The 25280-nt window shown below is 29.3% G+C and carries 12 protein-coding genes and 3 tRNA genes; 7 read left to right on the top strand and 8 right to left on the bottom strand.

The features are described 5' to 3' along the window. Window positions 1-61: 61 nt before the first annotated feature. A complete protein-coding gene (locus tag MPF13_RS10925) occupies window positions 62-1360 on the top strand; it encodes a sulfatase-like hydrolase/transferase (protein ID WP_249982554.1) in 1299 nt (432 codons plus the stop codon). Between the two features lie 135 nt (window positions 1361-1495). Here the strand turns inward: MPF13_RS10925 and MPF13_RS10920 are convergent, their stop codons facing one another. The 3 genes from MPF13_RS10920 to MPF13_RS10910 form a co-directional block, all read right to left on the bottom strand. Then, window positions 1496-8068, bottom strand: a complete 6573-nt coding sequence (locus MPF13_RS10920; RefSeq protein WP_249982553.1) for an SP85-like N-terminal domain-containing protein — start codon at window positions 8066-8068, stop codon at window positions 1496-1498. 555 nt (window positions 8069-8623) lie between these two features. Then, window positions 8624-9118, bottom strand: coding sequence for a TlpA family protein disulfide reductase (locus MPF13_RS10915; RefSeq protein WP_249982552.1), 495 nt, complete (start codon window positions 9116-9118; stop codon window positions 8624-8626). 48 nt (window positions 9119-9166) lie between these two features. Beyond that, entirely contained in the window at window positions 9167-11731 is a 2565-nt protein-coding gene (locus tag MPF13_RS10910) for an ATP-dependent Clp protease ATP-binding subunit (protein WP_249982551.1), read from the bottom strand. Between the two features lie 274 nt (window positions 11732-12005). Here MPF13_RS10910 and gyrA point away from each other — a divergent pair, with 274 nt between their 5' ends. Continuing rightward, entirely contained in the window at window positions 12006-14522 is a 2517-nt protein-coding gene (gyrA, locus tag MPF13_RS10905) for a DNA gyrase subunit A (protein ID WP_249982550.1), read from the top strand. A 20-nt stretch (window positions 14523-14542) separates the two neighbouring features. Continuing rightward, window positions 14543-15787, top strand: a complete 1245-nt coding sequence (locus MPF13_RS10900) for a tetratricopeptide repeat protein (protein WP_249982549.1) — start codon at window positions 14543-14545, stop codon at window positions 15785-15787. Window positions 15788-15849: 62 nt separating this feature from the next. Here MPF13_RS10900 and MPF13_RS10895 read toward each other — a convergent pair whose 3' ends face one another. Both MPF13_RS10895 and MPF13_RS10890 read right to left on the bottom strand, forming a co-directional pair. Further along, entirely contained in the window at window positions 15850-16620 is a 771-nt protein-coding gene (locus tag MPF13_RS10895; RefSeq protein WP_249982548.1) for a C40 family peptidase, read from the bottom strand. A gap of 23 nt (window positions 16621-16643) precedes the next feature. Next, window positions 16644-17819, bottom strand: coding sequence for an acetyl-CoA C-acyltransferase (locus MPF13_RS10890; protein ID WP_249982547.1), 1176 nt, complete (start codon window positions 17817-17819; stop codon window positions 16644-16646). Between the two features lie 135 nt (window positions 17820-17954). On the opposite strand from MPF13_RS10890, the gene MPF13_RS10885 reads away from it, so the two are divergent. The 4 genes from MPF13_RS10885 (at window position 17955) to MPF13_RS10870 (ending at window position 20397) form a co-directional block, all read left to right on the top strand. Beyond that, window positions 17955-20018 (top strand): HD family phosphohydrolase, encoded by a 2064-nt coding sequence (locus MPF13_RS10885; RefSeq protein WP_249982546.1) that lies wholly within the window; start codon window positions 17955-17957, stop codon window positions 20016-20018. A gap of 103 nt (window positions 20019-20121) precedes the next feature. Further along, window positions 20122-20204: transfer RNA gene (locus tag MPF13_RS10880), tRNA-Ser, on the top strand. 15 nt (window positions 20205-20219) lie between these two features. Continuing rightward, window positions 20220-20294 (top strand) — tRNA-Pro (locus tag MPF13_RS10875). A 29-nt stretch (window positions 20295-20323) separates the two neighbouring features. Next, a tRNA-Arg gene (locus MPF13_RS10870) sits at window positions 20324-20397 on the top strand. A 113-nt stretch (window positions 20398-20510) separates the two neighbouring features. Here MPF13_RS10870 and MPF13_RS10865 read toward each other — a convergent pair. The 3 genes from MPF13_RS10865 to MPF13_RS10855 form a co-directional block, all read right to left on the bottom strand. After that, window positions 20511-22286: an AMP-dependent synthetase/ligase gene (locus MPF13_RS10865; protein WP_249982545.1), complete on the bottom strand. Its 1776-nt coding sequence runs from the start codon at window positions 22284-22286 to the stop codon at window positions 20511-20513. A 97-nt stretch (window positions 22287-22383) separates the two neighbouring features. Next, the gene (locus tag MPF13_RS10860) at window positions 22384-24150 is read right to left on the bottom strand and encodes an AMP-dependent synthetase/ligase (RefSeq protein ID WP_249982544.1); all 1767 of its coding nucleotides are present in this window, start codon (window positions 24148-24150) and stop codon (window positions 22384-22386) included. 247 nt (window positions 24151-24397) lie between these two features. After that, on the bottom strand, window positions 24398-25186 hold the full coding sequence (locus MPF13_RS10855; RefSeq protein ID WP_249982543.1) for a pentapeptide repeat-containing protein: 789 nt from the start codon (window positions 25184-25186) through the stop codon (window positions 24398-24400). Window positions 25187-25280 lie beyond the last annotated feature (94 nt).

Below are 25280 nucleotides of genomic sequence, written 5' to 3'. Positions count from 1 at the left end.
AATTTACAGCTAATTTTTAAACTATTATTTAAAGTTAGGGTCTAAGAATAAATATTTATTTATGAAACATTTTTCCTTTAGTTACATTTTATTATGTGTTTTGTTTTTCAATTGTTCATCATCACCAACAATTATAGAAGAAATTATTGAAGAACCTATTCTGCCTACAAAACCTAATATTTTATTGATTATAGCAGATGATATAAGTAAAGATGTAGTACCAAATTATACAGAAGGAATTGTTAAAGCAAATATGCCAACTTTATCATCTTTACAAACCACTGGTATTACGTTTGATAACACTTGGTCTTATGCTGTTTGTACACCAACAAGAGCTTCTATTTTTACAGGTAAATATGGTATTAATACTGGTGTGATTAAGGTAGATGATCCTATTTCTACTTCAGAAACGTCTTTACAGCAACATATAAATAATAATTTAAATGATGCTTATGCAACTGCCATTATTGGGAAATGGCATTTATCTAGAACTACAACAGACCCAATAACTATGGGTGTAGATTATTATGCTGGTATTTTAACAGGTGGAATTGGAAATTATTATAGTTGGCCTTTAGTAGAAAATGGAGTAAGCTCAACTTCTACAGAATATGCAACTTCTAAACTAACAAATTTGGCTATAAATTGGATGGCAGCTCAAACCAAGCCTTGGTTTTTATGGGTTGCTTATAATGCACCACACACACCTTTTCATTTGGCTCCAGAACATTTACATAATCAAGGAAGTTTACCAACTGATGATGCTTCTATAAACGCAAATCCATTACCATATTATATTTCTGCTATTGAAGCTTTAGATTCTGAAATGGGAAGACTTTTAAATAGTATGACAACAGAAGAAAGAGAAAATACAATTGTAATATTTGTTGGTGATAATGGTGGCCCCAATAGAGTTATTCAAACACCTTATAGTAGAACAACTGCAAAAGGTTCTTTATATCAAGGTGGAATTAATGTGCCTATGGTTGTTTCTGGAGCAGGAGTAAATAGAATGGGAGTAAGAGAAACAGCACTAATAAACACAACAGATTTATATACTACAATAGGTAATATTGCAGGTGTAAATATAACAGACTTAAATAATAGCCAAAGCTTTTATGGATTGCTTACTGATGAAAACTCAACAAATAGAGATTTTGTGTATTCTGAAAAAGAAGACGCTTATACTGTTAGAAATGCAACTTATAAATACATTAAGTTTGATGATGGTTCAGAAGAATTGTATCATTTAATAAATGATGCTTATGAAAAAGATAATTTATTAGAAACTACTTTGAGTATAGGTGCTGAAAATGCTAAAGTTGCTTTAATTGCTGAAGCTGATAGAATTAGGAATTAGGTATGTATTCTTTTCTAAATTCTTATTTATTACAGATTTATTTACAATATATAGTTGTTAAAAAAAAACTGGCTAAGTAATGACTTAGCCAGTTTAAATATTATTAAATAAGTTATTACTTACTTAAGTTTAAAATTAATAATGAGATCTTTCTATTACAACTCTTCCTGTAAATATTTCACCTCCAGTTCTAATTTTAACAACGTAAATTCCTTCACGTAACCATCTGCTACCCATAGTAACACTTTGTTCTCTTCTGCAGTCTCTAACATATCTACGTTGTAACAATCTACCATGTAAATTATAAAGTAAAACCTCAGCTTTATTTTCGAAATTTTCTAGTTTTACTTTAAAGTAACCTGTAGATGGGTTTGGATATATATTAACATCTGTTACTGGTTCTGGCTCAACATATACTTCAGTAGCACAAGTAGCTTCACAACCTCCTAATACATCTCCGTGTTTTAAATGCCCTTTTACAGCATTTTTACTTACACTTATTAATTTATCATCATTGTGATTACTCGAATGAGAATTATGTTTATAAGATTTAGAATGTTTATGTGCATGGTGACAAATTAGAACTTTACCATTAAAACGTCCATGTCTGTCTTTAGCTCTTGCATCAATAACACAAACTTCAACAGAATCTGTAGATTGGCAACCGTTAGAATTTGTAACGACAACAGTATAGGTTGTTGTAACCTCTGGTGATACTTTTGGATGTTTGTCTGTAGAAAATACATCTCCACTTTCATCTGTCCATTCATAAGTAAATCCAGATCCACCACTTACTTCAGTTTTTAAATAAACGCTTTCTTGATATCCTAAGTAAACAGTGTTTTCTTTTTGACCATAAACAGTATTGAAGTTTTCAATACTAATAGAAGGTGTTTCTCCTAAAACAGTAATAGTAACAGGTACTGTAGTTGTATTGCCACTTTGGTCTGTTACAGAAACTTGTACTGTGTTATCTCCTAAATTATCACATCCAAAAGAACTAATATCTAAAGAAGTACTTGCTATACTACAGTTGTCAGTTGTAAATACTGTTCCTTCTGGTACAGGTAATTGTTCACAATCAGAAATATCGAAATTAAATTCTCCTTTTTTCTTCTTTCCTTTAGAATTTATGTAATAAAAAGTACCACTTAATCCATAATTACCGTTTTCTAAATTAGCTTTATCACCTAATTGGAAACCATATTTAGAATACTTTTGAGTGATTTCTGTTTCAGAGCCTGCATTAGTTCCTGCACCTGTTAATTTACTTCCAGTTCCTAACTCAAAATATGTCCAATCTTTATAGCTGTAACCTATTTTTCTTTTAGAACCTTTGTATTTTCTTTTTAATTGAGACCAATCTGTCCAATTTTTTGGGTTTACTAAATTTAAAGTTACTTGCCAAATATCTGTAGCATCTTCTGGGTTTATTAGGTTACCAGTAACTACCATAGATCCATCAAGGTTTTTAATAACTGTTCCTTGATTGGTATCAAAAGAAAAACAAGCATTGTCTTTGTGATGACCATGGTTAGAACTTTTACAGCTGTATTTATACTTATTTCCATGTTTGTATTTATAACTAGAATGTTTATAGTCATTTAAACACATTGCATGTTCATTAGCATTAGAAACAATACAACTATCACCTCTTTCAACATCATCTTCAGTCATTATTAATACATCTTCTGGAGTAATACTTGCATTTCCGAAAGCATCTAATTCTACAGATATATTTTGTGTACCAACAATTGGAGCTATGTTATCTATAACTGTAACTGTAGCTTGATTGCTATTAACATTTCCGTTAACATCTGTAACTGTTAAAGTTACAATGTTCTCTCCTAAATTAGCACAATTAAATGTTGTTGTGTCTAAAGCAATAGAAGCAATTCCACAAGCATCAGAAGAATCATTGTCTATCATGTCTGTAGTAATAGAAGTACTTCCATTTTCATCTAAAAACACATCTATATTTTGTGTAATTACATTTGGTATAACACTATCTATTACTGTAACATTAGCTGTTGTAGAAGTTGTATTTCCACTAGTATCTCTTACTGTTAATGTAACTGTATTTGTTGTATTAACATTTGCACAACTAAATTCTGAGATATCAATAGAAGTAGTAAATGAACAATTATCAAAAGAGCCATTATCTATATCATTTGCAGTAATTGAAGCACTTCCATTTGCATCTAATTGAACAGTTATGTCTTGAGCAATAGCAGCAGGTGGAATATTATCACTTACTGTAACAGTAGCTGTATTTGAAGTACTGTTACCATTAACATCTACAACAGTTAAAGTAACTATATTTGATCCAACATTAGAACAATCAAAACTATCTTTACTTAAAGAATAGCTTGCAATAGCACAATTGTCAAAAGAACCATTGTCTATAAATTGTGGTGTTATAGAAACATTTCCATTTGTATTTAATAAAAGTGCAATGTCTTGTGTAATTACAGTAGGAGCAATATTATCATTAACAGTTACATTTGCAGTTAAAGAAGCTGAGTTTCCATTAACATCTGTTGCTGTTAAAATAACTTCGTTATTACCAACATTTGCACAAGTAAAAGAGTCAACATTTAAAGCAAGTGTTGTAATTCCACAAGCATCAGAAGTTCCATTGTTAATCATATCTGTAGTTATTGATGCAGTTCCGTTAACATCTAAATCTATAACAACATTTTGTGTTGAAACTGTTGGAGGTGTAATATCATTAACAGTTACATTTGCAGTTAAAGAAGCAGAATTACCATTAACATCTGTTACAGTTAAAGAAACTGTATTGTTTCCAACATTTGCACATGAAAAAGAATCCATGTCTAAACTATAAGATTCAATTCCACAGGCATCATTAGATCCATTATCTATCATATCTGGAGTAATTGAAGCATTACCATTTGCGTCTAAATCTATAGAAATATCTTGAGTGACTACTGTTGGTGAAATCGTATCTTTAACAGTAACAGTTGCTGTTGATGAAGCAACATTACCATTTACATCAGTAGCTGTTAAAGTAACTGTATTGTTACCAACATTAGAGCAATTAAAACTGTCTAAGTCTAAAGAATAAGATGCAATTTCGCAATTGTCAAAAGAAGCATTGTTTATCATATCTGATGTAATTGAAGCATTTCCGTTTGCATCTAATTCTATAACAATATCTTGAGTAATTACTGTAGGTAGAATATTGTCTTCAACTGTTACTGTTGCAGTTGCAGTATTACCTTTATTATATAAAGCTAATATTTCTGCATTTGTTAAGGTTTTATTAAAGATCATTGCCTCATCTACATGAGCATCTAAAGAACCTATCTGAGAGTTTGAGTTATTAATAAAATGTCTAGCTCCAAATAGTATTTCAGCATTATTAGCACTCCAAGTTGTATAATTGTTTGAAGTGTATGAACCAAAAGCTACCCCATTTCTATAAAAAGAAACTTTAACTTGAGAAGAGTTTATTTGTTCATATGTTATTGCAACCATAACTTTTTCACTTGGAACAGATTCTGCGTATCCTGGATTTAGAGCTTGAGTTCTTCTAAAATAAGAACTACCGTTCATCCATCTATTAGCTTGTTGTTCTGCATAAATTATTCCGTCAAAATTATCAACTGAAATAGCATCAATAGTAATAGCTGAACCAGATCTAACATTTAAATTATCTAAAGAAACAAATGAAACTAATGTTTTGTTTCCAATTGTTGGTCCATTATAAGATGATGTTCTTGCCATACCACCATTATTTACATCTAATTCTCCATTAGAAATAGATGCGTTTCCAGAAACAATAAGATCTCCCCAATTACCAGTTAGATCTTGAAGTTCTGTTCCAGAATTAAAGTTCCAATGACCAATTAAATTAGAAGGAATAGTTCTTCCATTTCCAGCAGCATCATTAACCGTTAATGTTACAATGTTTTGTCCTATGTCATTGCAGGTAAAGTTTGATTTATCTAAAGTCATGTTTACAATTTCACAATTGTCAAATGAACCATTATCAATACTTTCTGGAGTTATTGAAGCTGTACCATTTGCATCTAATTGAACTGTAATGTCTTGTGTAATTGCAGTTGGAATAATATCATCTATAACCGTAACTATTGCCTGACTACTCGTTGAATTTCCATTAAAATCTGTTGCAGTAACTGTTACAGTATTTTGACCTAGATTATCACAAGTAAAATCTGAATTACTAATTGAAATATTACTTATACCACAGTTATCTGTTATTTGTGTTATAACAGAATAAGAAGAATTTTCTATTTTATTAATATTAAAATTACCAACAAATGATCCTGAAGCATCAGAAGTGCCTAATTGCTCTAAAGTAATAAATGCTGCTTCAGATTGAGAAACTGTAAAAGTTGCACTTTCTTGAGTTGCAACATTTGGTGAGGCAAATTGTTGGCTAAAAGCAGTACCAATAGAAACTAGAACAGTATTTCCTCCACTAGGATTGGAATTAACTTTATTGTCAAAAGTTATTTCATATTGACCAGGAGTTAAGTTAATAGCTGTTTTAGTTCTAATTATAGAATTTACTGAACCAGCTAAATCTAATTCTTGACTTCCATTTCCAGGAATAAAGTCAGCAACATCTACGTTACCAGTTAATACATCCCAATTTACTAATGAAGATAGATTTCCTCCTGAAGATTGGTTGTTAAAGTTTTCAGTATATATAGAAGTTGAAGAAGGCAAAGTAGCAATACTTGCATTACCTGAAGCATCTAAATAAACACTTACATTTTGAGTATCAATAATTGGAGGTGTATTTTCTGTTACAGTAACAATTGCTGTTGCAGAAGAAGTATTAGAATTTGTATCAGTTACTGTTAAAGTTACTGTGTTTTGACCAATATTGTTACAGTTAAAATTAGTTTTATCTAAGGCTAATGTTGAAATTCCACAAGTAGCTGATGAACCATTATCTATGTCATTCGTAGAAATTGATGCATTTCCTTGGGCATCAAGTTCAATTGAAATGTTTGATGTTATTACATCTATAGCACAATTATTTACTGTTATATCAAAAAGTTGATTTATAATACCTCTTGGATCTTGATGATGATTTTTATCTTCACCTTGAATATTTAAAGAAGCAGTACCAACGTCAGAAACAGAAGGTGTTCCAATTAGAGTTGCAGTTCCATCTCCATTATCTGTAAGTGTTAACCAATTAGGAACTGTAATTCCTAAGATAGTTATTTCATCACCATATACAATATCTGCATCTGAAATACTAATTGTATAATTATATTGTACGCCTACATCTGCAGAATTAACTGGAGTAGAAGTAAAAATAGGTGGCGTATTTATTAATTGACTAACTTCATGTCTTGTAACATCTCCATAGCTATCAGTAGCATAAAAATAAACATGTTTATGTCCCCAATCACTTGCTTGGGTATTCCATGTAAATGTTCCGCTTGTAGGGTTTGTAGCCATACCATTTAAGTTGCCAAAAGATGCATTATTGTAAAGTGCAATTGGCATACCCATCATATCTTTACCTTTTATATCTGTAAAACTAACTACATCTAAAGGATCAGGATCTGAAGCTTGAACAGTATATGTTATGACGTCTCCAGGTGTATATACATTATGTATTCCTTCAGCAGGAGTAGGCGGTACATCAAATTGTGGTTTTAAACTCACTAAAATTGTTACAGAGGTACTTACTTGAGCTCCAACATTATCTTGTGCAAGAAAGTTTATAACATTTGTTCCTAAATTTGAAGCTGTTGGTGTCCAACTAAAGTTGGCAGTTATAGAACTTATATTTTGGTTATTTAAAACGATATTAGCTCCAGGAGGAACACCAATAGATTGTAAACTAACTGTTGCACCAGGATCAGTGTCATCTGCTTTTACTGAAAAATTTACAGGAACACCAGGAGAAACCTGATATGTAAAACCATTATTAGGTGTTACTGTGTAATCAAAAACTGGAGGGTTTGATTGTTGAACAATTTTTATGATAAAATCGTTAATAACTTTTGTTTGCCCATCTTCTACAACAATGGCAGCATTCCATAAACTATTTATAGCTCTACCTTGAGTATTAAATGTTATTATACCAGTGTTCGCGTCAATGGAAATTCCAGAAGGTTGCCCTCCATTAATTTCTGAAGATGTTGCCAATCTATATGTTAATGTATCTCCATCTGGGTCTGAAGCTGGTACTTGAAATGTAGCTGTTGTTGAACCGGTTTGCATATTAATTATTGGCGCCATTGTTGTAACAGGAGATTCATTACCAGACCCAACATTAACTATTGTTTCACTTCTCCAAGAAGAACCACTATTGTTAGAGAGTTGACCGATTTTACAACATCCTCCAAAATAGGCCAAAAAATTACCTGAATTTGCATACGTATGTGTAAAAGTTGTTTCCCCATAATACCAATTTTCTGAGGTATTTACTGCAGTAATTACTACAGAAAAAGGAGTGTTTTGTCCATCACCAAAATACAGTCTATCTCCATATCCAGTTTGTCCAATAGTCCAATTACCATAATTAGCCCATGCTTGACTAATTTTGAATTCAACAGTGTTTCCACTTACAACTCGCCAACTAATAGTTCCATGTCTAAAATGACTAGCCATAGCTGAACTAGTAAAAAATAAAAAACCACATATAATGAGCAGTTTTTTAAGATTAATAATAAAGTTTAGTTTTGTTTTCATAATAATTAAGTTTGGGTTAGTAATATTTGTTATTAGTTTTTTTTGGACATAATTATCCCATTAAAATCGAGTTTTGTTTTTTTCAAATCAAGATTAGATGTCAATTAAAGAATAATTGATTGTTTAAATTTTAAAAAAAAGTTATAAGAAAGGTATATTCATATTGGAGGAATTATAAGAATATAGGGATAACTTGGGTTAGTAATTAGTTAGTTTGATAGTTTAAAAGTATAATAAAAATTGAATGAAAACAATTTTCATATTAAAATCGGGTATTTCTACTTGGTTTTACAAATTAATACTTATTGTAAGTCTTAATTATAAATTACCAATAATGTAAATTTCTAAAAATAATAAGTAAATTCCTAAAAAAAGCAGGGTGGTTTTTCCTACCCCTAAACGTTAACTTATTGGTTTTGTTTAGGTTATTGTGGTGGGTATTCTTTAAAAGATATAGATGGTAGTTGAGTTATTTATCTTTTAAACTAATAAAAATTTGGCTATGTATTATTTAGTTTTTAATATAACATGTATAAAATTATCGTGATTTTTTAATTAGGATTTATAATCTGATATTAATTTTTGTATAACTTCTGAAGTCAATTCGTAACCTTTTAATTGTGGCCAACCTTCCCAAACTACAATTCCTTTTGGGTTTATAATTATACAATGTGGTATTCCTCTAATTTTTAATTTATCACTAATAGTTCCTTTTGTATCTATTGCACTAAAGTATTCTATTTTAGCTTTTTTAAATCTCTTAACTTTTGATCTTGATTCTTTACTTATACCAATAACAACTAAATCTTCTGAAAATTCTTTCTGAAAATTATTCATTTCTGGAATACCTCGTACACAAGGACCACACCAAGTTGCCCAAAAATCTATTAATATAAATTTATCTTTAGTTGTTGGTACGTTTGATAACCATTTTTCGACTACTAGTTCTGGTGCTTTTTTGTTAATAAAAGATTTAGCCCATAGTTGTTTTTTTTGAGCGTAAGAATTGATATATAATAATGAGATTACAATTAAAATTATTTTTTTCATAGAGTGTATGTATAAAAAAATCCTAAACTAAAGTTTAGGATTTTTATTTTAAGATTCTGTTTCAGTGCTAGTTTCAGGTTTTTTTTCGCCTTTTTCTATTTTAATAGTAAGTTTATTTTCTTTTTCATCTAAATCCATTATAATAGTATCACCTTCAGAAAGTTTAGAATTTACAATCTCTTCAGCTAAAGCATCTTCAATGTATTTCTGTATAGCTCTTTTAAGAGGTCTTGCTCCATATTTTTTATCAAAACCTTTGTCTGCTATATAATCTTTAGCTTTTTCGCTTAAATTTAAAGTATAACCTAAGTCTGAGATTCTGTTTAGTAGCTTGTCTAATTCAATATCTATAATAGAATGTATGTCTTCTCTTTCTAAAGCATTAAATACTATTACATCATCAATTCTGTTTAAAAACTCTGGTGCAAAAGATTTTTTTAAGGCTCCTTCAATAACAGATTTTGCATGGGCATCTGCTTGTTCTTTTTTTGAAGAGGTTCCAAAACCAACACCACCACCAAAATCTTTTAATTGACGAGCACCAATGTTAGAAGTCATTATAATAATGGTATTTCTAAAATCGATTTTTCTTCCTAAACTATCTGTAATATAGCCATCATCTAAAATTTGTAAAAGCATATTAAATACATCTGGATGTGCTTTTTCAATTTCATCTAAAAGAACTACAGAGTAAGGTTTTCTTCTTACTTTTTCTGTTAATTGTCCACCTTCTTCATAACCTACATAACCAGGAGGAGCACCAATTAATCTAGAAATTGCAAATTTCTCCATGTACTCACTCATATCAATTCTAATTAAAGAATCATCAGAGTCAAATAATTCACGTGCTAAAACTTTTGCTAATTGTGTTTTTCCAACACCAGTTTGTCCTAAGAAAATAAAAGAACCAATTGGTTTGTTAGGGTCTTTTAAACCAACTCTATTTCTTTGAATAGCTTTTACAACTTTAGTAACTGCTTCGTTTTGACCAATAACTTTACCTTTAATAAGTTGAGGTAATTCGTGTAATTTATGGCTTTCTGCTTCAGCAACTCTATTTACAGGAATACCTGTCATCATAGAAACTACTTCAGCAACATTGTCTTCTGTAACAATTTCTCTATTTAATTTAGAAGCTTCTTCCCATTGATTTTGAGCAGAACTTAAAGCAGCTTCCATGTTTTTTTCATCATCACGTAATTTAGCTGCTTCTTCATATTTTTGCCCATTTACAGCATTAGTTTTACGTTCTTTTATAATTTCTAGTTGAGCTTCTAGTTCTAAAACTTGTTGAGGAACTACAATATTAGTAATATGAATTCTAGAACCAGCCTCATCTAAAGCATCTATAGCTTTGTCTGGTAAAAATCTATCTGTCATATATCTATTTGTTAATTTTACACAAGCTTCAATAGCATCGTCAGTAAAATCTACATTATGATGTTCTTCATATTTTGCCTTAATATTATGTAAAATTTGTATTGTTTCTTCTACACTTGTTGGCTCAACAATTACCTTTTGAAAACGACGTTCTAAAGCGCCATCTTTTTCAATATTTGTTCTAAATTCGTCAAGAGTTGTTGCTCCAATACATTGTATTTCTCCTCTTGCAAGAGCAGGTTTTAACATATTAGAAGCATCTAAAGAACCTGTTGCTCCACCAGCACCAACAATGGTGTGAATTTCATCAATAAAAAGAATAATATCATCATTCTTTTCAAGTTCATTCATTAGAGCTTTCATTCTTTCCTCAAATTGTCCACGGTATTTAGTGCCAGCAACTAAACTTGCTAAATCTAAAGAAACAATTCTTTTATCAAATAAAATTCTAGAAACTTTTCTTTCTACAATTCTTAATGCTAAACCTTCTGCAATGGCAGATTTACCTACACCAGGTTCTCCAATTAACATTGGATTGTTTTTCTTTCTTCTACTTAAAATTTGAGAAACCCTTTCAATTTCTTTTTGTCTTCCAACAACAGGATCTAATTTTCCATTTTCAGCCAAATTTGTTAAATCTCTACCAAAATTATCTAATACAGGAGTTTTAGATTTTTTTACATTTTTTCCTTTTTGAGGTTGATCAAAAGGGTTCTTTTTTTCTGAAGCAAATTCATCATCAGAAGGTGTTTCAGCTATAGGATTTGTTGGTAATTCAGCGTCAGTATCATCTACATGTAATTGTTTGTATAAAGTTTTAGCTTCTTCATAATTTACATGATATTTTTGAATTAATTTTGTTGTAGGATCATTTTCGTTTCTTAAAATACACAGTAATAAATGAGCTGTATCTATAGAATCACTTTGATATAATTTAGCTTCTAAAAAAGTTGTTTTTAGAGCTTTTTCTGCTTGCCTAGTTAAACGTAAACTTGGTTTGTCGTTGTTTTCAATAAAAGTAGGATTAGCAGGGTTTAATTGCTCTAGTTTAGTGCGTAATAAACCTAAGTCAATATCAAAAGCTGTTAATATTTCTATTGCTTTACCTTCTCCTTTTCTTATTAAACCAAGTAAAAGATGCTCTGTTCCAATAAATTCTTGCCCTAAACGTAGTGCTTCTTCTTTACTGAAAGTAATAACATCTCTAACTTTTGGTGAAAAATTATCATCCATATTTCTTTATGTCTTTAATTGATGTATTGTAAAATTAGTCCTTTTTTTTGTGGTTAATTACAAAAAATATGCCAATGGTAAATAAATGACATTTAGTCTATCATACCAAGGTAGAAAACTCTTAGAAATCAAACAAATAAAATAGTGTTAAAAATTATCAAAAAATGTTAATAACTAAGCGCAATTAGAAGCGTTAAAACCTTTGTAAAAAGAGGAAGAAATAGTATCTTGCCTTGTTTTAAAAAAATGAAGTAAAATTAATCAAAATATATATATGGCAGACGGAGAAAAGTTGATTCCGATTAACATTGAAGAGCAGATGAAATCTGCATACATTGATTACTCGATGTCAGTGATTGTATCAAGAGCATTACCTGATGTAAGAGATGGTTTAAAACCAGTTCATAGAAGAGTTTTGTATGGTATGCATGAATTAGGAATTAAAGCAACTGGTTCGTATAAAAAATCCGCAAGAATTGTTGGAGAAGTTTTAGGTAAGTATCACCCACATGGAGATACTTCTGTTTATGACTCTATGGTACGTATGGCTCAAGATTGGAGTGTACGTTATATGATGGTAGATGGCCAAGGTAACTTTGGTTCTGTAGATGGAGATTCTCCTGCAGCAATGCGTTATACTGAGGTTAGAATGCAAAAAATATCAGAAGAAATGTTAGCTGATATTGAAAAAGATACTGTAGATCATCGTTTAAACTTTGATGATACTTTGCAAGAGCCAACAGTTTTACCAACTCGTATTCCTAATTTATTAGTAAACGGAGCTTCTGGTATTGCAGTAGGTATGGCAACAAATATGGCACCTCACAATTTAACAGAAGTTATTAATGGTACTGTAGCTTATATTGAAAATAGAGATATTGAGATTGACGAATTAATGCAGCATATTTCTGCTCCAGATTTTCCTACAGGAGGTATTATTTATGGTTATGATGGTGTAAGAGATGCTTTTCATACAGGTCGTGGACGTATTGTAATGCGTGCTAAAGCCGTTATTGAAGAGGTTAAAGGACGTGAGTGCATTATTGTTACAGAAATTCCTTACCAAGTAAATAAAGCAGATATGATTAAGAAAACTGCTGAATTGGTAAATGATAAGAAAATTGAAGGTATTGCAAATATTAGAGACGAATCTGATAGAAACGGAATGCGTATCGTTTATATTTTAAAACGTGATGCAATTCCTAACATTGTTTTAAATAAATTATTTAAATACACACAATTACAAACTTCTTTTAGTGTAAATAACATTGCACTTGTAAACGGAAGACCAGAGCAATTAAACTTAAAACAATTAATTCATTATTTTGTTGAACACAGACATGAAGTTGTTGTTAGAAGAACAGAATTTGAATTAAAAAAAGCTGAAGCAAGAGCACATATTTTAGAAGGGTTAATTATTGCTTCTGATAATATTGATGAAGTTATAAAGCTAATTAGAGCTTCTTCTAATGCAGATGAAGCTAGAGAAAGTTTAATTGAGCGTTTTGAATTAACAGAAATTCAAGCAAAAGCAATTGTAGAAATGCGATTGCGTCAATTAACAGGATTAGAACAAGATAAGTTAAGAGCTGAATATGATGCAATTATTGCAACAATTGCAGATTTAAAAGATATCTTATCTAACGAACCAAGACGTTACCAAATTATTACAGATGAATTACTTCACATTAAAGAAAAATATGGTGATGAGCGTAATTCTACTATAGAATATGCTGGTGGAGATATGCGTATTGAAGATATGATTCCTAATACAAAAGTAGTAGTTACTATTTCTAATGCAGGATATTTAAAACGTACAAATCTTGAAGAATATAAAGTTCAAAATAGAGGAGGTAGAGGTCAAAAAGGAGCAACTACCAGAAACGAAGATTTCTTAGAGCATTTATTTGTGGGTACTAACCATCAATATATGATGTTCTTTACTCAAAAAGGAAAAGTATTCTGGATGAGAGTTTATGAAATACCTGAAGGTGGTAAAAATACCAAAGGTAGAGCAATGCAAAACTTAATCAATATAGAACAAGATGATAAAGTAAAAGCATTCTTAGTAACTCAAGATTTAAAAGACCAAGATTATATTAATAGTCATTATGTAATTATGGCTACTAAAAAAGGTCAAGTTAAAAAGACTTCTTTAGAACAATATTCTCGTCCAAGAACAAATGGAATAAACGCAATAACAATTAAAGAAGGTGATGAGCTTTTAGAAGCAAAATTAACTACTGGAGATAGCCAAGTAATGTTAGCTTTAAAATCTGGTAAATCTATTCGTTTTGAAGAGGCTAAAACTAGGCCTATGGGTAGAACAGCTTCAGGTGTTAGAGGTATTACTTTGCAACATGAAAATGATGAAGTAATTGGTATGGTTGCTGTTAATGATATGGAAAGTAACATTTTAGTAGTTTCTGAAAAAGGATATGGAAAGCGTTCTAGTTTAGAAGATTACAGAATTACAAACAGAGGTGGTAAAGGAGTTAAAACTTTAAATATCTCTGAAAAAACAGGTGATTTAGTTGCAATTAAAAACGTTGATGATTCTAACGATTTAATGATAATTAATAAATCTGGAATTGTTATTAGAATGGCTGTAGAAGATTTAAGAGTTATGGGACGAGCTACTCAAGGAGTACGTTTAATTAACATTAAAGATGATGATAGCATTGCTGCAGTTGCTAAAGTGGTTCATGAAGAAGAAAATGTTGAAAATGATGAAGAAAATGATAACAATGGCACGAATATTGACAATGATGTAAATGAAAATCAAGAATAACAAATATTAATATAAGTAAAATGAAAAAACAATTATTAGCGTTAACTATAGGTTTATTATCTGTAGCCTCTTTTGCGCAAAAAAATGAATTAAAAGCTGTTGAAAAGGCCCTAAAAAAAGGTCAATTTAAAGAAGCTAAAGCTACTATAGCAACTTTAGAAGGCTCTGAAGATTCAATAGAACCAAAATATAAAGCAAAATATTACTTTTTAAAAGGTCAAGCTTATGGAAAATCGAATATAAATAAAGCAGCAGATGCTTACCAAGATTTATTTGATTATGAAAAAGAATCAGGTAAACTTAAATATACAAAGTTAGCTCAACCTAAATTAAATGATTTAATTCAGTTTGTTTCTAAAAAAGCAATTGAGCAATATGGAAATAAGAATTATAAACAAGCAACTAATAACTTTTATTTAACTTATAAATTAAGTCCTGCAGATACAGCATTTTTATACAATGCTGCTATGAGTTCTGCAGCTGCAAAAGATTATAATCTTTCTTTAAAATATTATAAACAATTACAAGATATTAATTATACAGGTATTACTACTCAATATTTTGCAGTAAATAAGGCTACAAATAAAGTTGAAAATTTAGGTTCTAAAGCAAATAGAGATGCTATGATTAAGTTTGGTAAATATAATAAACCAACTGAAAAAAACTCTAAATCTAAAAAATCTGAGATTATTAAAAATATAGGGTATAACTATGTAAATCTTGGTAAACCAGAATTAGCAGTTGAAGCTTTGGCTGAAGCTAGAAAAAGTGATCCTAAAAATATCAATCTTTTATTAAATGAAGCTCAAATGTATATTGAGCTTAAGCAAATGGATAAATTTGCAGTTTTAATGGAAGAAGCTGTAAAAATAGACCCTACAAACCCTAACTTATTTTTTAATTTAGGTGTTGTAAACGCTAATGAAAACAAGATTGAAGAAGCAATTGGTTTTTATAAAAAAGCTATTGAATTAGATCCAGATTATGGTGATGCTTATTTAAATTTAGGAGTTGTAATTTTAAATAAAAGAATTGCTGTTGTTAATGAAATGAATGAAAATTTATCTAATGATAAAAAATATACTGAATTAGAGGGTGTATTAAAAACTATCTGTAAAGATGCATTACCTTATATTGTTAAGGCTGATGAAATTAAAAGAACTGAAGGAACTGTAGGTACTTTATTAAATATCTATGATACTTTAGAAATGGAAAGTGAAGCAGATGCTTTAAGACCAATTTATAAAGAAATGAGAGGTCAATAATTATTAGACTTTATAAAAATAAAAAAATCCGAAACTATTTAGTTTCGGATTTTTTTTATCTCTTAAATCATTTTTTTTATGATTCTTAATTTGTGTGTATGTTTTTGAATATCTGCATTAAATATTCCACTATGATCTAAAGTATCAATTCTTACTTTACCATGTGCATGTATAATATGATAATCATTTAGAATAATCCCTACATGTATTATTTCACCTTCTTCATTATCAAAAAACGCTAAATCTCCAGCTTCACTTTCTTCAATAAAACTAAGAACTTCACCTTGGGTCGCTTGCTCTTTAGCATCTCTTAAAAGGTGGTATCCACATAGTTTATATACCATTTGAGTAAAACCAGAACAATCTATACCAAAAGGAGTTTTTCCTCCCCATAAAAAAGGAGTATTTAAGTAGTTAAAAGCTGTTTGTAAAATTTCTTTTTTAGATTTTTTTTCAGATAAAACTGCACCTTCATAAAAATACGTTTCTTCATTAATTTGAAGTTTTCCTTGATTGTAAAAAGGTAAACTAGCACCAATAGGTATTGTAGTTAATTCGTTTTTATTGTTTGTTATAAAATCTAAGATTTCTCCTGAATAAAAAGGTTTTTTAGCAATTAAGTTCGAAAATGTGTTTTCAGTAATTTTAATAAATTGTTTATTATTTATAAAACCTTCATAATTATCAAAAGTTAAACGAATTTTACTCCATTCTTTATCTTCTTCAATTATTTCAAAAGTTTCACCAAACAAAACCTGACTTACCATTTCTGATAAGTCTGAAGCTGTTGCTCTTAAAGAGACAATACTTAAATTACAAATGCCATAGAGCATAAAACTTTGTTATTTTATTAAGGTTATATTTTTTCTAATACTAAAGCACTTGCACCACCACCACCATTACAAATAGCTGCAGCTCCAATTTTAGAATTATTTTGTTTTAAAATTGATGTTAAAGCAATTACAATTCTTGCTCCAGAAACACCTAAAGGATGTCCAAGAGATACTGCACCACCATTTACATTTACTTTGTCATCAGTAATTCCTAAAATTTTCATATTTGCTAAACCTACTACAGAAAATGCTTCATTTAATTCAAAGAAATCTACATCATTTATAGATAAGTTTGCTTTTGCTAATGCTTTTGGTAAAGCTTTGGCAGGTGCAGTAGTAAACCATTCTGGTTCATGTGCAGCATCAGCAAAACTTTTTATTTTAGCAATAGGAGTAATGTTTAATTCTTTAGCTTTATCTGCAGACATTAAAACTAATGCAGCACCTCCATCATTTATAGTAGAAGCGTTTGCAGCAGTTACTGTTCCTTCTTTGGTAAAAGCAGCTCTTAAAGCTGGTATTTTTTCCATTTTTACATTCTTGTATTCTTCATCTTCAGAAAAAACAATAGGTTCTCCACGTCTTTGAGGTATTTCTACAGGAACAATTTCATCAGTATATTTCCCTTCAGCCCATGCTTTTGCTGAACGATTATAAGATTGAATTGCAAAATTATCTTGATCTTCTCTAGAAAATTCATATTCGCTAGCACATTTATCAGCGCAAACACCCATAGCTACATTATCATAAGCATCTACTAAGCCATCTTTTTGCATTCCATCCTCTAATGTAATAGGTCCAAATTTTGCACCTTTTCTTGCATGTTGATAGTGAGGAATTGAACTCATATTTTCCATACCACCAGCAACTACAACATCTGCATCACCTAACATAATAGTTTGAGCAGCAAGCATAATAGATTTCATACCTGAGGCACAAACTTTATTTACGGTAGTACATGGTACAGTGTCAGGAATTCCAGCATAAATTGCAGCTTGTCTAGCAGGTGCTTGACCTAAACCAGCAGAAACTACATTACCCATATAAACTTCTTCTACAAGATTAGCTTTTAAATTAATTTTTTCTAAAGCTCCTTTAATTGCTATAGCTCCTAATTTAGGAGCAGGAATAGAAGACAAACTTCCCATAAAGCTTCCTATTGGAGTTCTTGCAACAGATACAATTACTACTTCTTTCATAAATAAATTGAATTTAATTTTATATGGTTTGTTGTGCTAAATTAACTATTTTTAATCAATTTAAGTTTTAATATTCAACATGAATTTTAGGTCTTGGATATTTTATGGTAAGTTTGTTATAAGAAGATAAGAAGTATGAGTAATATAGTAAATAAATTGTACCAAAATAACACCATTATTTATAAGGTGATTTTGTTTTTAGTAGCCACAATAGCTATTGTTTATTTATTTCCAAAAGGAAGCCATTTTAAATACGATTTTAGCAATGGACAGCTTTGGAAATATGATAATTTATATGCTCCTTTTGATTTTGCAATTCAAAAAACAGAAGAAGAAATAAAAATTGAAATTAAAGAGATTGAGGCGAACTCAAAATCTTATTTTGTTCAAGATTTTAAAATAGAAAATACTGTAAAAGCCAATTTTAAAAGAAGGTTTTCTCTTATAAAAGAATCAGATTCACTAAGCATTACTCAAATTAATAATTTATCAAAAGTTGGAGAATCGATAATCAACACAGTTTATAAAAATGGATTTTTAGAAGTTGTAAGTCAAGACAGAGTATTAAACAAAAATGAAATTATTGCCATAAGAAAAGGAAATGAAGTTGAAGATATAGTTTTTAAAAAATTGTTTACCTCTAAAGAGGTTCTAGAACTTATTAGAAATAACTTAAACAAAGTTGGGGTTTCTTATGGAAGAAAGACCTTATTAGAATTACTAACTAAAATTATTAAACCTAATGTATCTTATGATAGTAGTTTTACAGAAAAAGTAATAGACAATGAAATAAAGAATATTTCTTATACCAAAGGTAAAGTTGCATCTGGAAAACTAATTATTTTAAAAGGTGATATTGTAGAAGGAAAAAAATTAGCAGTTTTAAACTCTTTAAAAAGTGAATCTGAATCTCAGGTTTGGACAGAGTCTAACTATAATTGGATTATTTTAGGATATACAATATTAGTATCATTAGCGTTATTAATGCTCTTATTATTTTTGAAAAAATATAGAGTAGAAATTTTTGATAATAATAATAAGGTTACATTTATTTTCTTCAATGTATTTTCAATGATATTTATTCAAACATTGGTAATAAAATACAATTCAGATTATTTATATGTAGTACCATTAAGTATTTTACCAATTGTATTAAAAGCTTTTTTTGATGCACGTTTAGGCCTTTTTACTCATGTTTTAACTGTTTTGCTATTAGGATATATTGTACCAGATAGTTTTGAGTTTATTTACCTACATATTATTGCAGGTATTGTTACAATACTTACAGTGTCAGAATTATACAAAAGAGCCAATTTATTTATTTCAGTTGCTCAAATTACATTAATTTATATGTTAACGTATTTTGCTTTTTCAATTATAAAAGAAGGAAATGCTTCTCAAATAAATTGGACTTATTTTATGCTTTTCGCTGCAAACGGATTATTATCCTTTTTATCTATTATTCTTATTTATATGTATGAAAAAGTTTTTGGATTAGTTTCTGATGTTACATTGTTAGAACTTTCTAATACAAATACAAAACTTTTAAGAGAACTTAATGAAAAAGCTCCAGGAACATTTCAGCATTCAATGCAAGTAGCAAATTTAGCAGAAGCAGCTGCTAATGAAATTGGTGCAAATTCAATGTTAGTTAGAACAGGTGCTTTATATCATGATATTGGTAAGATGATAAATCCTCAATATTTTATAGAAAATCAATCTACAGGAGTGAATCCTCATAATGATTTATCTCCTAGAGATAGTTCTAAAATAATCACAGATCATGTTATAAAAGGAGTAGAGCTTGCTAAAAAGAATAAGCTTCCAGATAGAATTATAGATTTTATTAGAACACATCATGGTACTAGTTCTACTTATTATTTTTATATGAAGGAAAAAGAATTAAACCCAGATTCTGACGTTGATATTAAGAAATTTCAATATCAAGGCCCAATACCTTTTTCAAAAGAAACAGCAATTTTAATGATGTGTGATGCATCTGAGGCAGCATCAAAAAGTTTAACAAAACCAACTGCTTTATCAATTAGTAATTTAATTGATAAAATAATGGAAAAACAAATGACTGATAATCAGTTCTTAAATTCAGATATTACGTTTAGAGAAATAGAAATAATTAAGAAAGTAATTAAGAAAAAATTGATGAATATTTATCATTTACGAGTGGAATATCCTGAGTAAAAAAATAATTAAAAAAAAGTGCAAAAAAGTCTTGTTATATTGTAAATCTAGTCTTAAATTTGCACTCGCAATTTTCCTTTCAAGCTTTGTTTTGAAGTCGAAAGGAGAGGTGGCAGAGTGGTAATGCAGCAGATTGCTAATCTGTCGACCTTTTTGGTCGCCAGGGTTCGAGTCCCTGTCTCTCCGCAAGAAAATTGCACACGGGGTGTAGCGTAGCCCGGTCATCGCGCCTCGTTTGGGACGAGGAGGTCGCAGGTTCGAATCCTGCCACCCCGACAAAGTTGTCGTAGCAACATAAAAACTACGGGCTCTTAGCTCAGCTGGATAGAGCACCTCCCTTCTAAGGAGGCGGTCAAAGGTTCGAATCCTTTAGGGCTCACTTAAACCTTCACAGAAATGTGGAGGTTTTTTGTTTTTTATAGGTTTTAATGTAAAAAAAGGAGCAAGTTTTATTAAAAACTTGCTCCTTTTTTTTGATAAGAAAATGTTGATTTATTCTCTATATATTTTTTCGTATAAATCTTTATAAATTTCTTTTATAATTTTACGTTTCATTTTCATTGTAGGAGTTAAATGGCCATCTTCTATAGACCAAACTTCAGGAGTAAGCTCAAAACGTTTTATTTGTTCCCATTTACCAAAGTTTTTATTACATTTATCTACTTCTTGTTGAATACGTTTTATAACAATATCTGATTTTGCTATTTCTTCATTACTAGTGCCAATATTTAAGTGTTTATGTTGAATCCATTCTTTCATAAATTCAAAATTTGGTTGAATAAATGCTGCTGGCATTTTTTCTCCTTCACCAATAACCATTGCTTGTTCTATAAATAAAGATTGTTTTAACTCTCCCTCTAATAATGGAGGAACTACATATTTACCACCAGAAGTTTTGAACATTTCTTTTGTTCTTCCTGTAATTTTTAAAAATCCTTCACTATCAATTTCTCCTTTATCTCCTGTATAAAAGTATCCATCTTTTAAAACATTAGCGGTTCTTTCTGGGTCTTTATAATATCCTTGCATAATGTTTGGACCTTTGGCTAATATTTCTCCATTTTCTGCAATTTTTACTTCTACACCATCAATTACTTTACCAACAGTTCCAATTTTAAAACCTTTATTTCTTTGATCGTTAACAGATAGTACAGGAGATGTTTCTGTTAAACCATAACCCTCCATAATAGGCATACCTGCTGCTGCAAAAACTCTTGTTAGTCTTGGTTGTAAAGCAGCACTTCCAGAAACCATTAATTTTAATTCTCCACCTAAAGCAGCTTGCCATTTCGAAAAAATTAGTTTTCTTGCTAAACCTAATTGCTTTTCATACCACCAACCATTAGCTCCATTTGGCTCATATTTTAATCCTAAATTTACAGCCCAAAAGAATAATGCTTTTTTAATACCTGTTAAAGTTTCTCCTTTTAAAATTATTTTGTCATAAATTTTCTCATATAATCTAGGAACAGCTGTCATTACATGAGGTTTTATTTCTTGAGCATTTTCAGAAAGTTTTTCTATAGACTCAGCAAAATAAATAGATACACCACAGTATTGATATAGATATAAAATCATACGTTCAAAAATGTGGCAAACTGGTAAAAAACTTAATCCTTTAGAATTTCCATTATCTAGAGGTACTCGTTTTTCAGAACTTAAAACATTTGTAACTATATTCTTATGAGAAAGCATTACACCTTTTGGTTTACCAGTAGTACCAGATGTATAAATTAATGTAGCTAAATCATCTTCTTTAACATTGTTTTTTCTGTCTTCAACAACATTTTGTAAACTTTCATCTTTACCTAATTCTAAAATCTCATTCCAACTTTTTTCACCTTTAATGTCATCAAAAGTAAAAACATCTATTAGTTTAGTATTTTTCTTAATTAGATTTACTTTGTTTAGAACTTCTTCATCAGAAACAATACAGTAAATAGATTCAGAATGATTTAAAACATATTCATAATCAACTTCTGATATTGTTGGGTAAATAGGAACATTTTGTGCACCTGTTTGTAAAATTCCTATATCACAAATATTCCATTCAGTTCTATTGGTAGAGGAAATTACTGCAATTTTATCATTCGGTTTTACACCTAATTTAATTAACCCTCTACTTATTTGATTTGATTGATTAATATACTCTTGAGTAGTAATTGATTGCCAAGAACCACTAGATTTAGATATAAATGCTTTTTCTAAATTATAGTTTTCTAATTGATAATAAGGAAAATCGAATAATCGAGTAATTTCTATTGCCATACTTGTTTTAAATTTGAAGAAGGCAAAATATGAATTTTAGATTGATTTAACAAATACTTATTAAAAGAGTTTTTTATTATGAATATTATAAATTTATTTAGGTATTATATATTTTATGATAAAGATTGTTGTATTTCTTTAGAATTACTTTTCTTCTCATTTTCATTGTTGGTGTTAGGTGTCCATCATCAATAGTCCATTCATTAGGTGTAATTTCAAATTTTTTGATTTGTTCCCATTTACCAAAATTTGAATTATAGAAATCTATTTCTTTTTGAATCCTATTAATCAGTGTTTTATCAGTTGAAACATTGTTAATTTTGTAATTATGTCTTTTTGCCCACTCATTTACAAAGTCAAAATTTACTTGTATTAATGCAGCTGGCATTTTTTGAGATTCACCAATAACCATAATTTGTTCTATAAACCTAGATTGTTTAAACTCACTTTCTAAAGCAGCAGGTGCAATATATTTACCTCCAGATGTTTTAAATATTTCTTTTTTTCTATCAGTAATTTTTAAAAAACCTTCCTCATCAAGTTCACCAATATCACCTGTATGAAGATATCCATCTATTATAGTCTTGTCAGTCAATTCTTGATTTTTATAATATCCAATCATAATATTATCTCCTTTCATCAATATTTCACCATCATTTGCAATTTTAATTTCTACACCTTTCACAGGTTTACCAACTGTACCAATTTTTAAATTAAAATTTCTTAAATCGTTAATAGAACCAGATGGAGAAGATTCTGTCATACCATATCCTTCAAAAATTGGAATTTTAGCAGCAGTAAAAATTCGAATAAGTTTTGGTTGTAAAGGAGCACTTCCAGAAACCATAAATTCTAAGTTGTTTCCTAAAGCTTTTCTCCATTTAGAAAAAATTAATTTATTAGCAATTTTTAATTTAAAGTGATACCAATTTCCGTTTTTATGATAAGGTTCATAGATTTCACCTAACTGAAGTGCCCAAAAGAAAAGTACTTTTTTTATGCCTTTTAAATTACTTCCTTTGTCTACAATTTTATCAAAAATCTTCTCTAGTAATCTTGGTACAACAGCTAAATAATTGGGTTTTACTTCTCTAATATTATCTCCAATTTTTTCTAAACTTTCTGCAAAATAAATTTCAGCGCTTCTATATTGATTAAAATATGAAGATGCTCTTTCAAAAATGTGGCAAACAGGTAAATAGCTTAAAATTTTAATTACTTCAGAATTTATATCTGGTAATGAATTTTTAGCGCTAAAAACAGCAGAAATAATATTTTTATGACTTAACATTACTCCCTTAGGAGTGCCAGTTGTACCTGAAGTATATATTATAGTAGCTAAATTTTCTGTTTTTACATTATTTTTTAGGTTTTCTATTTCTGATTGATAATTTTTTTCTTGTCCTATTTTTAAAAAAGTATCCCAACCATAATTTGAGTTTAATTCTTCTAGCAAAAAAATGTGTTTTAATTTTGTTTTTGAAGCTATTGACTTTACTTTATTATAAATTTCTATAGAAGAAACAAAACAACATTTTGAATCAGAATGATTTAAAATATATTCGTAATCTTTTTCTGAAAGAGTAGCGTATAAAGGTATATTTTGTGCTCCTATTTGCAGTACACCTATATCTAAAATATGCCAATTGGGGTTATTGTTTTCTGTTATTACAGCTACTTTGTCATTTGGTTTTATACCTAATTCTAAAAGTGAGGCACTTACTTTATTTGCTGTATTAATGTATTGTTTAGAAGAAATAGCATGCCAAATATTATTTTTTTTATAATTAAAACATTTATCTAAAGGATTGTGTTTTAATTGAAAATAAGGAATATCGAAAAGTCTTGTAATTGTATTTGGCATATTAGTTTTGTATTGCTACAATATACTAATAAAGAATTTTCTAAAAAAAAAGGTTAGGGTTTTACACTAACCTTCTTCAATAAATCAAAATTAATTGATCGTGGGGAATTTTTTTATAGAGAAAAAAAACTAGCCTTAAGAAAGGCTAGCTTTGTTTGGTTTTAGTTAGCCCCTAATCTAACCTTTTCCATTATGGCTGCAATTTATAATATATTAGATAAAATAAAATACGTATAAATACCTGTTTTTAGTCAATCAAATATTTAGTAAAGCTTTTTCCATTGATTTTAGTGTATTTAGAGTCAATTTCATAAGCAACTTTCATGTTAGAAATATCAAAATCTCCAGATACTTTCATGTATTTGATGTTTAAATCTTCTTCAAAATTTGCATTTTTAAAAGAAACTCCGTCATTAAAATTTGTGTATTTAAATATTGCAGAATCTTTAAAAGTAGTATTAGAAAAACTTACATTATTATTAAATTTAGCATATTTAAAAGTAGCTAATTCATCAAAATTGGTGTTAGAAAAACTTATGTTTTTATCAAACTTTGCATATTTAAAAGTAGTATCATCATTAAAAGTACTACCAGAGAAATCAGAATCTCTTTCAAACCTAGAGTATTTAAACATTGCTTTGCGTTCAAAATTACAGTCCTTAAAAATAGCAATGTCTTCAAAACTTGCGGTAAATGTATAACCACTTCTTTCATCAGGAATGTAAGCTAAAACATCATCTTGAAAAGTACAATTTATAAAAGAAACTTTAGTTTCAATTAGTTTTTTTACTTCGTTAGAAGAGCCGTTATTATTCCAATTAAACCAACTATTTTTTTTCTTTCTTGGAAGTTTTTCTATTGCTTCATCCATATAAGTAAAATCTAAAACACCAACTATAGTGGCATTTTTTATTGAAATAGATTTTCCAGATTTTATATCATTCATAATTGTTTTTGCTTCTATTTTTTTTTGAGCAAAAGAAACACTAGTAATTAGAAATAAGCTAAAAGCTAATAATGTAATTTTATTTTTCATTTTATATGTTTTTTAGTTTGACTACATTATAATGACATTATGGTTTTAAAGTTGTGACACTTTTTAGTCTCAATTTTTAAAAAATAGTTATTAA

The organism is Polaribacter sp. Z022, from assembly GCF_023555495.1.
In the GTDB taxonomy this organism is placed as follows: Bacteria; Bacteroidota; Bacteroidia; order Flavobacteriales; family Flavobacteriaceae; genus Polaribacter.
Note: the sequence above shows the minus strand (reverse complement) of the source record. Positions and strands in the feature narration are given on the sequence as shown.